Consider the following 12,905-nt stretch of genomic DNA (forward strand, 5'->3'; position numbering starts at 1 on the left):
TTTGGGATTGCCCAAAATCAGGCAAAAATAGCATGCATGCAGAATACGCCTATATTGCCATAAATTCAGAGTAAATCCCTAGAGATTGGCTGACTGCCGTGTCACGGCGAATTTTTTCAATAATCTGCTCAAAATATGCTTTTTAACGATAAAATCTTACACTTAGCCTGTGATTTACCAGAAAATGACTGGCTGTTTTTCAGTACAATTATGCAAAATAACCGGCCGCCCCTGCATTTTAAAAAATTCCGGCCGTTTAACGAGGAGTTTGTATGTCCAAAAGTGGTTTTGGTCAAATATATAGAAAGCTTTCCAGCAAGCTGCTTGACCTTGTCGTAACCCCGCACGTTCTGGGAGAAATTCCTGCAGAACCGGCAGCTCTTGCCGCCCAGAGCGAAGACAGCACAAGCCCCCCGCAGAAAATTGTCTGTTATGTCATGCTGAACCACTCGCGCAGCAACGCGCTGGTGGTGGATGGTGAAACCCGCCGCCTGAAGCTGCATCCGGCGCTGAATCCGCTGGTGCTAGGCAATCACATCGAAAAAGCTTCTATGCTTTTTCTACAGCACCGCGATGAAAACAATCTGCTGAATCCGCCGCCGCATGCCTTTCCGCCGCGCTTATTGCGCTTGATTGAAGCTTTAGAACAGCAGCCGAATTTAGATGTAGAACTGATTCCAGTGACCCTGCTGTGGGGCCGCGATCCGGAAAAAGAGGATTCATGGCTGAAGCTGTTATTTACTGATACATGGTCTACACCAAGCAAAGTGAAACAGCTGGTGAATATTGGCCTGCATGGCCGTCAAACCTATATTGAGTTTCATGAAGGCCAGTCTTTGCGTAATTTGATTGATTACGCCAAAACTACACACCCGAATTCCTCTCCTGCAACGTATATCACCAGCACTTTAAATGATTATTTAGATGCGCAGCGTGAAGTGGTGCTGGGCCCGGATTTATCTGACCGCCGCAATGTGATGCATGGCCTGATTAAAGCGCCGGATGTGCAGGATGCCATCCGCCGCGAAAGCATCCGCGGCAAAGTCAGCATGGTGGAAGCTGAACGCCGCGCCATCGGCTATTTAAAGGAAATCGTATCGGACTATTCGCATTCAACTGTGCGTTTTGCCGATGTTGCGCTGACCCGCTTATGGACGCAGCTGTATGACGGCGTAGAAGTGCACAATTTCAGCACCGTGCGTGAGCTGGCCAAAGATTACGAGATTATCTATACCCCATGCCACCGCAGCCATATTGACTACTTATTGCTGTCTTATGTGATTTATAAGCGCGGCCTGATGGTGCCGTACATTGCCGCCGGCGACAACCTGAACATGCCCTTTGTCGGTCAGATTCTGCGCGGCGGCGGCGCCTTCTTCATCCGCCGCACCTTCCGCGGCAACGGCCTCTACACTACCGTTTTCAAAGAGTATCTGTACAGCATTCTGTCGCGCAATACGCCTATTGAATACTTTATTGAAGGCGGGCGTTCACGCACAGGCCGCTTATTGCCGCCTAAAACCGGCATGCTGGCCATGACTGTGCACAGCCACTTGCGCGGGCGCGCAAAACCGATTGTGTTCCTGCCAACCTATGTCGGCTATGAACGCCTGATGGAAGGCGCAACCTATGTCGGTGAAATGAACGGCAAGCCGAAAGAAGGCGAATCCATTTTAGGCATTGTGAAAACCTTGCGTAAAATTGAACGCATTTTTGGCAAAGTGCATGTGAACTTCGGCGAACCGGTATTTTTAGATGACATGCTGAAACAGCACGGTGCAGATCAAATCACGGTAGAACGCAATGACGCGCCAATTCCGCAGGAAGTATCCGATGCTGTGAACAGTGCTGCGCATGCGATTATGGAAAATATCAACCGTGCAGTCGTCATCAATCCAGTCTCTTTGCTGTCGCTGATTTTACTGGCAACGCCAAAACATACGCTGGATGAAGAAATCTGCGTAAAACAGCTGGATACCTACCGCAAGCTGCTGACCGCGCTGCCGTATGATGCGCGCATGCAAGTGACGCCGCTGTCCGGCAAGGAAATTATTGCTTACGGCTTGAAGCTGAAACTGATTAAGCGTGTGAAGCATGTTTTAGGCGATATTATTGCCATTGCAGACAATCAAGCTGTGCTGCTGACCTACTTCCGCAATAACATTCTGCATGCCTTTGTCTTGCCGTCGTTAATTGCGGCCTTGGTTGAACACAACGGTTCAATCCGCCGGGGTGACTTGATCAATGTGATCCGCACGCTGTATCCGTTCTTAAAAGCTGAACTGTTTTTAAAATGGCAGGATGAAGAGCTGAAAGATCAGATCTGCGCCTATGCAGATGCACTGATTCACGCCAAGCTGATTTCAGAAGATGCCGAAGGCAACCTGCTTTCTCCTTTGCCGAACAGTGAAAATCACAATCAGCTGGTGGTGTTGGCTGCGCCTGTGATGCAAAGCCTAGAGCGCTATTACATGACGCTGGCACTGATTACCCAGCGCGGTTCGGGCAATATTTCGACCCGTCAGGTGGAAGAGCTGAGCCATTTGGTGGGTCAGCGCCTATCTGTGCTGTATGAGTTCAACTCGCCAGAGTTCTTTGACAAAGCGCTGTTCCAAAGCTTTATTAAGGTGCTGACGGAGCAAAACTATATTGGCAAAAATGAAGAAGGCTCGATTGTCTTTGATGACAACTTTAAGAACGTGGCGCAATACGCCAATTTGGTCTTGGATGATGTGACTCTGCAAATGCTGCAGCATATCACCACCTTCAGCGATGAAGAGCTCAAGGAGACTTTAGATAAAGTGGCAGCTGAACAAGCTAAGAAACGCTTAAAGCGCAAGAAGAAATAAGCACCTTAAATCCCCTCTCCTTGTAGGAGAGGGTTAGGGAGAGGTGATGTGAAAAAAATTTTACCTAACCTCCTCCCTACAGAAGGAGGAACTTCTCAATATTTCATTCATCAAATTTTTTAAATTATTGATGCACCAAAATCCCTTTTTTCTGTACAAAATAATACTGATGTTGATCTAGTTGCAATTGGTAAGTTGAATGCTTGAATTTATGTTCGTATCCTTTTAATTGCGCATTTTGATAATAAGCTAAAAACTCAGCAACAGGCACATCATCAAGTTGTGCAATTTTAATCACCTCTTTGTTATAAGGCACTATCTCCTTTTCTACATCATACCTTGAAGCTAAACCGCCTGTAAGATGCTTTATCCCGAACAACGCTGTCTGACCACTATTAACTGTACAAAGATATTCTGGATTCCATTCAAACTCTTCAACAGTATACCCTAAAGATAAACTAGGCGTTGCCAAAATAGGATTGGCAACTAAGCCAATCACCTGCTGATTCTCCAGCAGCCCTTTTGCTTCACACTGGTAAAGCTCATCCACCCTCACCCAACCATTGATTGCATTCACCTCACCAACATCATCTTCGTATTCACTCACCCAAACCTGCTGATCTGAAGCAACCAAAACAATTGCTCTATTAAAAAAACCATTGACAGGAATAGGATTAAAATACGTCAGCGCCCAGATTTCCTGCTCTTGATTTACTATTATTCCTTTTACCCGCGCCCCTATAAGTTCATCCGAAGTTGATTTTACACAAACCAAATCACCAACTTTAACTTCTTGAATAGGTACCAGCCCCTTATCTGTATGAACCAATGTTCCTGAAACAAAACCTACCATTTATTTATCCTTTTCCTATTTCTCTATTTGAATATGTATCAAAAAATTATTCTAAATTATTATAAAATCATGTTATCCCTATACTCTAACCTGAATCCGCACGCCACCATCCGCTCCGCAAAAATCCGTTTCCCCTTTTCCCTGCCGCTTTCCAGCACCAGCTCGGGCAAACTTAATGAACGTTGAATTGCCAAAATCCGCTCATGCAAAGGCTGCGGTAAATTATTGGTGCAAATATATGATTTTTCTGTATGTTCCACGTGAAGCAGATGCACTAAAAAACGCGCCAGATCATCAATATGAATGCGGTTTGCCCAATGAATATTTGGATAGCTCTTTGTCGTCGCTGCCAGCGTCTGCATGCGTGCAGCAGATGTTCCATAAATTCCTGTCGGACGGACAATCACGCACTGTTCAGGAAACACCGCTCGATACAGCTGTTCCATCTGCAAGAGCAGCCTGCCCTGCTCATCACTTGGCATGGGTATCGTTTCATCTCCCACACGCTCACCCGCATTCTTGCCATACACCCGTGTAGAAGACACCACGATGATTTTTTGAATCGGATGCTTTTTTAAAGCCTGGACAATGGGCTGAACGGTATCCACATAAGTCTGCTGATAAGCCTCTACAGTCGATGCATTTGGCGACAGCAGCACATAGGCCGCATCTACAGGCGCTATGCCGCTTAAATCCAATTGATGCACATCCTGAATCAGATGATTGGCATACGCGTCAGTTTTCGGGCTTCGGCTGATTGTGGTAATTTGGTGGCCCTGCGCAAATAACTGTTTTGCCGCGCGCTGAGATGTTTTACCATAACCTATAAATAAAATATGCATTTAACACCTAATCACAGATTTATTTCTGTTTGAAGATATACTGAGGGAAAATGGCTGCCGTTCATCAATTGCAAGGCGTAGGAAATGCTGCGGCCGCATTGCTCGAAAAACTCCACATTTTTACCACCGACGACTTGCTGTTTCATTTGCCGCGCGACTATGAAGACCGCAGCACCATTATCCCCATGAATCAGCTCACGGCTGGACGCAGCTACTTACTCGAAGGCATAGTGAAAAGTGTGGACTTCCCGCCGGGAAAACGCAAATCTATGGCGGTGTTGCTGGACGATGATACGGGCAAAGTCACCTTACGTTTTTACCATATTTATAAAGGCATTACCGACCGCGTGAAAATGGGCGCCCGCCTGCGCATCTTTGGTGAAATCCGCGTTGGCGCGCGCGGGCTGGAAACGTACCATCCCGAACTGCAGCTGATTACAGAGCGCACCCCGCTGCTGCAGACTCAATTGACCGCCATTTACCCTGCCACCGATGGTCTGACCCAGCCCAAGCTGCGTGAATACGTTAAGCAGGCTTTAGAAAATCACAGTGATCATCTGCCCGAACTGCTGCCGCAGAAATTCACCAATGGCTATGCGCTGAAACAAGCGCTGGATTATATTCACCATCCGCCGGTAAATGCCAATATGCTGCAGCTGACGCAAGGCTCACATCCTGCCCAGCAGCGTTTGATTTTTGAAGAACTGGTGGCGCATCAAGTCAGCCTATTGACCCGCCGCGCCTATGTGCAGCAGATTGAAGCGCCCTCGTTCAGCCCCAGCCAAACTTTTGCCAAAGCCCTGCTCAGCACGCTGCCTTTTGAAATGACCGGCGCTCAAAAGCGGGTATCTAAAGAAATTGCCAAAGATTTAAAACAAAACAAACCGATGCTGCGCCTAGTACAGGGCGATGTCGGCGCGGGTAAAACACTGGTAGCTGGCGTTGCAGCCTGCCATGCCCTAGAAGAAGGCTGGCAGGTGGCGCTAATGGCGCCCACTGAAATTCTGGCCGAACAGCATTATCTGAATTTTAAAAAATGGTTTGAGCCTTTGGGCCTGACGGTGTCTTGGCTCTCCGGCAAGCAAAAAGGCAAAGCGCGCGCGGCGGCTGAACAGGCCATCCAAAATGGCACAGCAAATCTGGTCATTGGCACCCATGCGCTGTTTCAAGACAATGTCGCCTTCGCTAAACTTGGCCTTGTCATTATTGATGAGCAGCACCGCTTTGGCGTCGATCAGCGCTTGGCGCTGCGCAATAAAGGCCTGAACGGCATGACACCGCATCAGCTGGTGATGACCGCAACGCCTATTCCGCGCACATTAGCCATGTCTGCTTATGGCGATTTGGATACTTCAGTGATTGATGAACTGCCGCCCGGCCGTACGCCGATTCAAACCGTGACCATCCCGCTGGATCGGCGGGAAGAAGTTCTGCAGCGTATTGCCAGCAACTGCGCCGAAGGCAAACAGGCCTATTGGGTCTGCACACTGGTGGAACAGTCTGAAACCTTAGATGCGCAAGCCGCTGAAGCCACCTTTGCCGAAATTAAAGAGCGTTTTTCTGAACTGAATATCGGACTGGTGCATGGCAAAATGAAAGCCGATGAAAAGCAGGCCGTGATGCAGCAGTTTAAAAACAATGAACTGCAATTGCTGATTGCCACCACCGTCATTGAGGTGGGTGTGGATGTGCCGAATGCCTCGATTATGGTGATTGAAAATGCGGAACGCCTGGGGCTTTCTCAATTGCACCAATTGCGCGGACGGGTGGGACGCGGCGCCAAAGCCAGCTTCTGCGCCCTGCTGTATAAGAGTCCGCTGTCACAAAATGGACAGGAACGGCTGCGCATCATGCGTGAAACCAATGACGGCTTTATGATTGCGGAAAAAGATTTGGAACTGCGCGGGCCGGGTGAACTCTTAGGCACCAAGCAAACCGGCGATATGGGCTTTCGCGTCGCCAAATTAGAACGCGATGACCACCTGCTGAATCAGGCGCATTATGTGGCGCAGCAGATTTTACAGAATTATCCGCAAAATGCAGAAGCCCTGCTTAAACGCTGGCTGCCTGAAGCGCCACGCTATGCCTATGTTTAAACAATTTTACAGCAGCAAAAACATTCAAAACTGAAATGAGCCGCCCGCAGCAGCAAGTGTTGATAATGCGGCATAAATAACCACAAAAAAACAATTCAATAAAAAAGAACGAGAAAAAAGATGCTAAACATATTCAACAGCTTCATGCGCCACGGCTTAAAGCAGATGCTGCCTTGCGTGCTCTGCGGCATCGATGCACAGCACAAACATACATTATGCAAAGACTGCTGGAACAGCCTGCCTTGGCTAAAAGAACCCGTTTTGCGTCAGGAAATGCAGGTTTTTAGCGCCTGCCATTATGCTTATCCTTTAGACCGCATCATTCAGCAATTTAAATATCAGCAGCATCTGCATTATCAAACGGCGCTGGCTGGTTTACTGCGCGAATTAAAGCTGCCTAAAATTCAAGCCATCGTGCCGATGCCGATCTCTTTGGAAAAATTGACTGAACGCGGCTATAACCAATCCCTGCTGCTGGCCAAAGGATTGTCTGCGCATTTAAATGTCCCCATCTGGCAGCCAATTCAGCGCTTGCAGCAGCACTCGCAGAAAGGCCTCAGCCGCTTAGAGCGCTTGCAGGATATTCAGCAGCAGTTTGTAATGAATGAACAGCTAAGAGTTCGTTACCGAAAAGTCTTGATTGTAGATGATGTGGTGACCACCGGCAGCTCCATTCACGCCCTAAAACAGTGTTTAGAACAGCTGAACTGCCAGCAGATATCCGCGGTATGCTTAGCGGCTGCTCAATAGCAGCACAGAAAAAGACTGTTAAGCTGATGCCAGATACTGCTTAACCCATGGCATCACAATTTCTGAGGTTAATGGCGCTAGCGCTGTTTCTGCATCATCCAAACCCACCCATTTCATTTCCGCAATTTCCGCCTGAACTTCCGGGTTTCGGTCTAAAGTAACATGGTAAACATAGCTGACCAGCAGATGATCTGGCTCATTGGCTGCCGGCGTTTCAAAGCGGCCTAAATAATGCTGAATTTGCGCCGTGCAGCCGATTTCCTCTTCAATTTCCCGAATAATGGTGTGTTCAGGCAATTCATTCGGCTCAAGCTTGCCGCCCACCTGCATAAAGCATGACGTATTTTTCTTGCGCACCAAGAGCAATTGATGCTGATCGTTCAGGACAATTCCTGCCGCAACAGTAATTACTTTCATGCACGTTTCACTAAATTCTGCTGATCGGCCATGCCCCATTTAGGCTGCGGCGGCACATACGCTTTAAACTGCTGCAGAATTTCTTCAATGCCGTCCGATGCAATCAGGCTGCTGCTGAAACGCTGATGGGTAAAGCCTTTATCAACAGTGGTTTGAATGAATTTAAGCAAATCATCATAAAAGCCGTCAACATTTAAAAATGCGCACGGTTTTTGATGAATCCCCAGCTGCGCCCAAGTCCACTGCTCAAAAATTTCTTCCAGTGTTCCGGCACCGCCCGGTATCGCAATAAAGCCGTCAGCCAGTTCTGACATTTGCGTTTTGCGCTCATGCATATTTTCAACAATATGCAATTCTGTGAGATCCGGATGCGCCAATTCACGGTCAACCAGCTGCTTCGGAATCACACCGATCACCTTGCCGCCAGCCTGCAGGGCGCTGTCTGCCACCATGCCCATTAATCCTGAGCGGCCGCCGCCATACACCAGCGTAATTTGATGCTGAGCCAATGTTTGTCCAACCAATTGCGCCATCTTTAAATAAATCGGGTCTGTTCCTAATGCAGAACCGCAAAAAATTGCTATAGATTTCATTCAGTTTCACCGTGTTATCAATCTGTCATGCCGCTAAAATAAACTACATGGAGTTTTTTTAATAAAATAACCATTCGAACAGTGTATTTCTTCAAATCCTTGTCTAAAATACACGCATTCATTTACACATACTGCGCAAAGGAGAAAAGACGGCATGCTTGAAGCCTTTTACGCCACAGAGCGCGGTAGCTTGGAAGACGCCACCATTAACGGCGACTTTGATTTACATCCTGATTTAGTCTGGCTCGACCTCATTGCCCCCTCTCAAGAAGAACAGCAATGGATTTTAGATGCCTACGGTCAAAATATGCCGACCCTGAAATCGCTGGAGGATATTTCGTCTTCTGCACGATTCTACCGTGATGACGACGGTATTTTGCATATCAGTACGTATTTTTTAACGAAAAATAAAAATTTTCAGGTTGATGGCGAAGCGGAAGAAAATTCCAGCATTTTAGCGACAGTGCAAACGGTTGCATTCATTTTGCATAAAGAGCGCCTATTCACCCTGCGCGGTGAAAAGCTGGTGGCTTTCCGCGCTTTTCGCGCGCGCGCGCGCCGCAATGACTATGAAATTGACTATAAAGATCCGACCTGGATTTTACTGGGCCTGCTGGAAGCCAAGCTGGATGAGCTTGCGGATATCTTGGAAGATATCCACAAGGACTTGGAAAAGTATTCCACAGAAGTGCTGAATAACCGCCACCGTGAAATGATTTTAGATCTGGATGATATGATCACGCGCTTAGCGCAGCTGGAAGATATGCTCGGGAAAGCCCAGCTCTGCCTGATTGACTTGCGCCGCGTGCTGACCTTTCTGTCGCGTCCGCGCGCCTTGGGCAGCCATATTTATGATGCGGATATTCGGGAACTCAGTGAAGATGTGCGCTCACTGGTTGAACATGACGCTTTCTTGTTCCAAAAAGTGCGCTTCCTGCTGGACACCACCTCTGGATTCATTAACACCGAACAGAATGATACTATCCGCCGCTTCTCTATCCTGCCAAGCATGCTGGCGCCGCCCATGCTGATTGCCAGCATCTACGGCATGAACACCGATGTGCTGCCGTTTGCGCATGGCGCAACCAGCTTTATTGTGGTCAGCTTGATTCTGATCGCATTCTTAGTTGGCCCAATGATTTACTTCCGCTGGAAAAAATGGATTTGATAAAATCCCTCCCAGCCTCCCTTTAATAAAGGGAGGAGTTTATCCCAATAAAAAAGCGCCTGAAGGCGCTTTCTTTTACAGATATCAATTATATTAAATCAGCAGCAAGTCATGTTCTAAGTGGCAGGCTTGAATGATCTTCATCATTTTTGCAGGTACAGCCTTAAACTGCAGCCCTTGCGCATCCGGCGTCTGACGCAGCCAGCGCACCAATACCGCCAAAGCCAGCGTACTGCCATGTTCCAGCTGTGATAGATTCACCACAACAGGAAACTGGGATTGCGCTTGAATCACGTTCAGGCCCTTCTGGTAATATTGCTCAGCATTGCTGTAGTCAATTTTTCCAGAAACCTGCATTTCCTGCTGATCAAACTTAATCATATAAGGCCTGTCTTATTTTGTCTTATCAACCGCAGCTTCCGCATCTGGCTTGAAGTTGGCAATTGCTTTATCCAAGTTGCCTCCATTGCGCTTTACTGTTGCGGCAAACTGGTTGCGGAATTGCAAGCCAAGGTCAATGCCTGACACATTAATATTACGGATTTTCCATTGCGAACCTTTATCCGCCAATTGGAAAGATACAGGAATTTTTTCGCCGTTATTGTTGAAATCGAGGGTCACCACCGGATTCTTGCTGCCATTGTCTTTGTATGGACGCATGCTGTAAGTCTGGTTGGTAAATTTCGCAAATGCGCTGCCGTAATTTTCAATCAGCGTCTCGCGGAAGTTCTTTTCAAACTGAGCGCGCTGGGCTGCTGAACTGTATTGATTCGTTGCATACGTCCCCATCACAATCCGGGTAAACGCTTGTGAATCAATATACGGGTCTAGATTTTGACGGATAATCGCTTTGACCGCTGCAGGGTTGTTTTGCAGTTTGCTGTGATCTGCTTTTAAGCGTGAAATTAAGCCATCTGCGACTTTTTTAACAAATGCAGGCGGGGCTTCAGACGGCGCAGCAAAAGCAGTTCCCGCAATCACGGTTGAAAGAATGCTTGCTGTAAGCGTCTGTTTAAATAAAGTATTCACGCAATATCTCCTTAGTAATTAATCAACAAATGCAGGTTCTGCATCTGCTGGCTCTGCAGATGCTTTATCTGATGATGCTGGGGCACTGCTCGAGTTTTCTGATGACTTTCCGGCGCCGCCAGTCACAAATTTAGTCACTAAATCTTCAATTTCCATCGTACCTTGGGTATTGGCAATGCGGTCACCGCGTTTCAGGTAATTCAAGCCGCCGCCCGGTATGATTTTCAAATACTTTTCACCTAATAAACCATTGGTTGCAACCATAATATAAGCATCTTCATCAATATTCGTGATGGATTTCATGTTATCAATCAGCTGCTTTTCCATTGCTTTTTGTTGCGCGGCATCTGCTGCTGCATAGTCGCTGCTGTAGCGCAATTCTTCTAAGGCCTCTTTTTGCACTTGCTTCAGCTGTTCCGGATTAAACGTCGTCAGACTGCCGTCTAATGTGATATGCACCGTTGCCAAACGGGTTACAGGATCTAAGGTTATGGCATCGACCTGGCCGATTTTCACACCGCTCATCGCAACTTTTGCGCGCGGCTTGATGCCATTGACGTTTTCAAAGACCGCTGTCATTTCATAAGGGTCTTTCATGGTATTGCCCACTAGGCCACTGACGCGCATCGCTAAGAAAAACAATGCAATTCCGAATAAAATAACAAATACACCGACGGCCAGTTCACTTGCACGTGATTTCATTAAACACCTCCAAACATGACCGCAGTCAGCACAAAATCAAAACCTAAAACACACAGCGACGAATACACCACGGTACGGGTCGTCGATGTTGCAATTCCCTCGGATGTCGGCTCACAGGCATAGCCCTGATACACGGCAATTCCAGTACAAATAAATGCAAACACAAAACTTTTAATAACTGTGCCGTTAAAAATATCTTTATAAAACTGTACGGCATTTTCCATACCGCTCCAGTAAGAGCCTTCATCGGCGCCAAGAAAATCCACACCAACCATTTTTCCGCCCATAATGCCAACGGCGGCAAAGATCACTGAAAGCATCGGCAGGCTAAAAATACCCGCCCATAAGCGCGGCGAAATCACCCGCTTTAAAGGATCCACACCGATCATTTCCATGCTGGACAGCTGTTCAGTGGCTTTCATCAAGCCAATTTCCGCGGTCAAAGCAGAACCGGCGCGGCCGGCGAAAAGCAGCGCAGCCACTACTGGCGCAAGCTCCCGCAACAATGTTAGAGAAACCGCAGCGCCCAGCATCGCTTCACTGCCAAAAGTCACTAGAATGCTGTACATCTGCAAGCCCAGCACCGCGCCGATAAATAAGCCTGAGACCACAATAATCAGCAGCGACATCACGCCAACACGGTACATTTGGTAAATAAACAGCTGCACGCCAAGCCAAGTCGGCAAAGAAAATAAAACCTGCAGCAGCATCAGCGCAGCTGTGCCTATGCCGCGGACGCGCTCAATGACGCGCCTGCCTAATGAGGCAATTGCATTCATTAATGCACCTCATGATTTAAATAAGGTTGATGACTGAACTGATAATCCACTGGGCCTTCGATTGAACCCGTCAAAAACTGCTTCACAAAAGGAGATGCATGCTCCTTCAGCTGTTCTGGCGTACCTTCGCCCTGCACTATGCCTTCTGCAACCACATAAATATAGTCGGCAATTGACAGGGTCTCCGCAACATCATGCGACACAATAATCGTGGTTAAATCCAAAGCATCCCGCAGCGAACGGATTAGACGGGTCAGCACACCCATGACAATCGGGTCCTGCCCGGCAAAAGGCTCATCATACATGATCAGTTCCGGGTCCAGCGCAATCGCGCGCGCCAAAGCCACGCGGCGGTTCATGCCGCCCGACAGCTCAGAAGGCATGAATTGTTCCGTACCGCGCAACCCGACTGATTCAAGTTTCAGCGCCACCATTTCAGCAATTAAATGCTCTGGCAGCTGAGTATGCGCACGGATCGGAAATGCGACATTTTCATAGACAGACATATCGGTAAATAGCGCGCCGCTTTGAAACAGCATGCCCATTCTGGCGCGCGCGGCAAAAAGTTCCTGGCGGGTCATTAATCCAATGTTCTTGCCATCCAGCAGCACTTCACCCTGATCAGGCGTCAACTGTCCGCCAATCAATCGCAATAGCGTGGTCTTACCCGTACCGGAAGGTCCCATAATCGCCGTAATTTGTCCGCGGCGTATGTTTAAACTCACATTGTCATAAATAACACGCTCGCCCCGCTTGAAGCTCAAATTTTTCACTTCAATCAGTGATTGAGCTTGCTGAGGTGTTTGATTATTCATAGCTGAGCGTTT

Annotated in this window: 13 protein-coding genes; 4 read left to right on the top strand and 9 right to left on the bottom strand. The window is 47.8% G+C overall.

The annotated features are described in order from the left end of the window. Window positions 1-272 precede the first annotated feature (272 nt). The gene (gene plsB, locus OKC24_RS03275; RefSeq protein WP_131276117.1) at window positions 273-2,849 is read left to right on the top strand and encodes a glycerol-3-phosphate 1-O-acyltransferase PlsB; all 2,577 of its coding nucleotides are present in this window, start codon (window positions 273-275) and stop codon (window positions 2,847-2,849) included. A gap of 124 nt (window positions 2,850-2,973) precedes the next feature. On the opposite strand, the gene OKC24_RS03280 is transcribed toward plsB, so the two are convergent. Both OKC24_RS03280 and OKC24_RS03285 read right to left on the bottom strand, forming a co-directional pair. Further along, window positions 2,974-3,702, bottom strand: coding sequence for a hypothetical protein (locus OKC24_RS03280; RefSeq protein ID WP_131276118.1), 729 nt, complete (start codon window positions 3,700-3,702; stop codon window positions 2,974-2,976). Window positions 3,703-3,761: 59 nt separating this feature from the next. After that, window positions 3,762-4,544, bottom strand: a complete 783-nt coding sequence (locus tag OKC24_RS03285; RefSeq protein WP_265464793.1) for an NAD(P)H-binding protein — start codon at window positions 4,542-4,544, stop codon at window positions 3,762-3,764. A gap of 50 nt (window positions 4,545-4,594) precedes the next feature. On the opposite strand from OKC24_RS03285, the gene recG reads away from it, so the two are divergent. Both recG and OKC24_RS03295 read left to right on the top strand, forming a co-directional pair. Then, the gene (gene recG / locus OKC24_RS03290; protein WP_131276120.1) at window positions 4,595-6,640 is read left to right on the top strand and encodes an ATP-dependent DNA helicase RecG; all 2,046 of its coding nucleotides are present in this window, start codon (window positions 4,595-4,597) and stop codon (window positions 6,638-6,640) included. 120 nt (window positions 6,641-6,760) lie between these two features. Next, window positions 6,761-7,390 carry a ComF family protein gene (locus OKC24_RS03295; protein ID WP_130143916.1) on the top strand — a complete coding sequence of 210 codons (630 nt, stop codon included), beginning with the start codon at window positions 6,761-6,763 and terminating at the stop codon, window positions 7,388-7,390. A gap of 18 nt (window positions 7,391-7,408) precedes the next feature. On the opposite strand, the gene OKC24_RS03300 is transcribed toward OKC24_RS03295, so the two are convergent. Beyond that, window positions 7,409-7,807, bottom strand: a complete 399-nt coding sequence (locus tag OKC24_RS03300; protein WP_130143917.1) for an NUDIX hydrolase — start codon at window positions 7,805-7,807, stop codon at window positions 7,409-7,411. After that, on the bottom strand, window positions 7,804-8,400 hold the full coding sequence (locus OKC24_RS03305; protein WP_005013031.1) for an LOG family protein: 597 nt from the start codon (window positions 8,398-8,400) through the stop codon (window positions 7,804-7,806). The genes OKC24_RS03300 and OKC24_RS03305 overlap by 4 nt, the downstream gene beginning before the upstream one ends. 154 nt (window positions 8,401-8,554) lie before the next feature. On the opposite strand from OKC24_RS03305, the gene OKC24_RS03310 reads away from it, so the two are divergent. Further along, window positions 8,555-9,568: a CorA family divalent cation transporter gene (locus OKC24_RS03310; RefSeq protein WP_130143918.1), complete on the top strand. Its 1,014-nt coding sequence runs from the start codon at window positions 8,555-8,557 to the stop codon at window positions 9,566-9,568. Window positions 9,569-9,661: 93 nt separating this feature from the next. Here OKC24_RS03310 and OKC24_RS03315 read toward each other — a convergent pair whose 3' ends face one another. From OKC24_RS03315 to OKC24_RS03335, 5 genes are read right to left on the bottom strand one after another with little or no spacing between them, the layout of a single operon-like run. Next, entirely contained in the window at window positions 9,662-9,949 is a 288-nt protein-coding gene (locus OKC24_RS03315) for an STAS domain-containing protein (RefSeq protein ID WP_130143919.1), read from the bottom strand. A 12-nt stretch (window positions 9,950-9,961) separates the two neighbouring features. Continuing rightward, entirely contained in the window at window positions 9,962-10,597 is a 636-nt protein-coding gene (locus OKC24_RS03320; RefSeq protein ID WP_130143920.1) for an MlaC/ttg2D family ABC transporter substrate-binding protein, read from the bottom strand. A gap of 18 nt (window positions 10,598-10,615) precedes the next feature. Further along, window positions 10,616-11,299, bottom strand: coding sequence for an outer membrane lipid asymmetry maintenance protein MlaD (mlaD, locus tag OKC24_RS03325; protein WP_130143921.1), 684 nt, complete (start codon window positions 11,297-11,299; stop codon window positions 10,616-10,618). Then, window positions 11,299-12,078 carry a lipid asymmetry maintenance ABC transporter permease subunit MlaE gene (gene mlaE, locus OKC24_RS03330; protein ID WP_130143922.1) on the bottom strand — a complete coding sequence of 260 codons (780 nt, stop codon included), beginning with the start codon at window positions 12,076-12,078 and terminating at the stop codon, window positions 11,299-11,301. Before mlaE ends, mlaD begins: the two co-directional genes overlap by 1 nt. Further along, complete coding sequence (locus tag OKC24_RS03335) at window positions 12,078-12,893, bottom strand: ABC transporter ATP-binding protein (protein WP_130143923.1); 816 nt, start codon at window positions 12,891-12,893, stop codon at window positions 12,078-12,080. The genes mlaE and OKC24_RS03335 overlap by 1 nt, the downstream gene beginning before the upstream one ends. Window positions 12,894-12,905: the final 12 nt, after the last annotated feature.

This window comes from Acinetobacter entericus (genome assembly GCF_026168575.1).
GTDB classification, from domain to species: domain Bacteria; phylum Pseudomonadota; class Gammaproteobacteria; order Pseudomonadales; family Moraxellaceae; genus Acinetobacter; species Acinetobacter bouvetii.

What these genes read in the sequence shown, in the direction of transcription:
- OKC24_RS03305 (WP_005013031.1), bottom strand. Translation starts at nt 8,400, where the DNA reads ATGAAATCTATAGCAATTTTTTGCGGTTCTGCATTAGGAACAGACCCG.
- plsB (WP_131276117.1), top strand. Translation starts at nt 273, where the DNA reads ATGTCCAAAAGTGGTTTTGGTCAAATATATAGAAAGCTTTCCAGCAAG.
- OKC24_RS03310 (WP_130143918.1), top strand. Translation starts at nt 8,555, where the DNA reads ATGCTTGAAGCCTTTTACGCCACAGAGCGCGGTAGCTTGGAAGACGCC.
- OKC24_RS03280 (WP_131276118.1), bottom strand. Translation starts at nt 3,702, where the DNA reads ATGGTAGGTTTTGTTTCAGGAACATTGGTTCATACAGATAAGGGGCTG.
- mlaD (WP_130143921.1), bottom strand. Translation starts at nt 11,299, where the DNA reads ATGAAATCACGTGCAAGTGAACTGGCCGTCGGTGTATTTGTTATTTTA.
- OKC24_RS03300 (WP_130143917.1), bottom strand. Translation starts at nt 7,807, where the DNA reads ATGAAAGTAATTACTGTTGCGGCAGGAATTGTCCTGAACGATCAGCAT.
- OKC24_RS03315 (WP_130143919.1), bottom strand. Translation starts at nt 9,949, where the DNA reads ATGATTAAGTTTGATCAGCAGGAAATGCAGGTTTCTGGAAAAATTGAC.
- mlaE (WP_130143922.1), bottom strand. Translation starts at nt 12,078, where the DNA reads ATGAATGCAATTGCCTCATTAGGCAGGCGCGTCATTGAGCGCGTCCGC.
- OKC24_RS03285 (WP_265464793.1), bottom strand. Translation starts at nt 4,544, where the DNA reads ATGCATATTTTATTTATAGGTTATGGTAAAACATCTCAGCGCGCGGCA.
- recG (WP_131276120.1), top strand. Translation starts at nt 4,595, where the DNA reads ATGGCTGCCGTTCATCAATTGCAAGGCGTAGGAAATGCTGCGGCCGCA.
- OKC24_RS03335 (WP_130143923.1), bottom strand. Translation starts at nt 12,893, where the DNA reads ATGAATAATCAAACACCTCAGCAAGCTCAATCACTGATTGAAGTGAAA.
- OKC24_RS03295 (WP_130143916.1), top strand. Translation starts at nt 6,761, where the DNA reads ATGCTAAACATATTCAACAGCTTCATGCGCCACGGCTTAAAGCAGATG.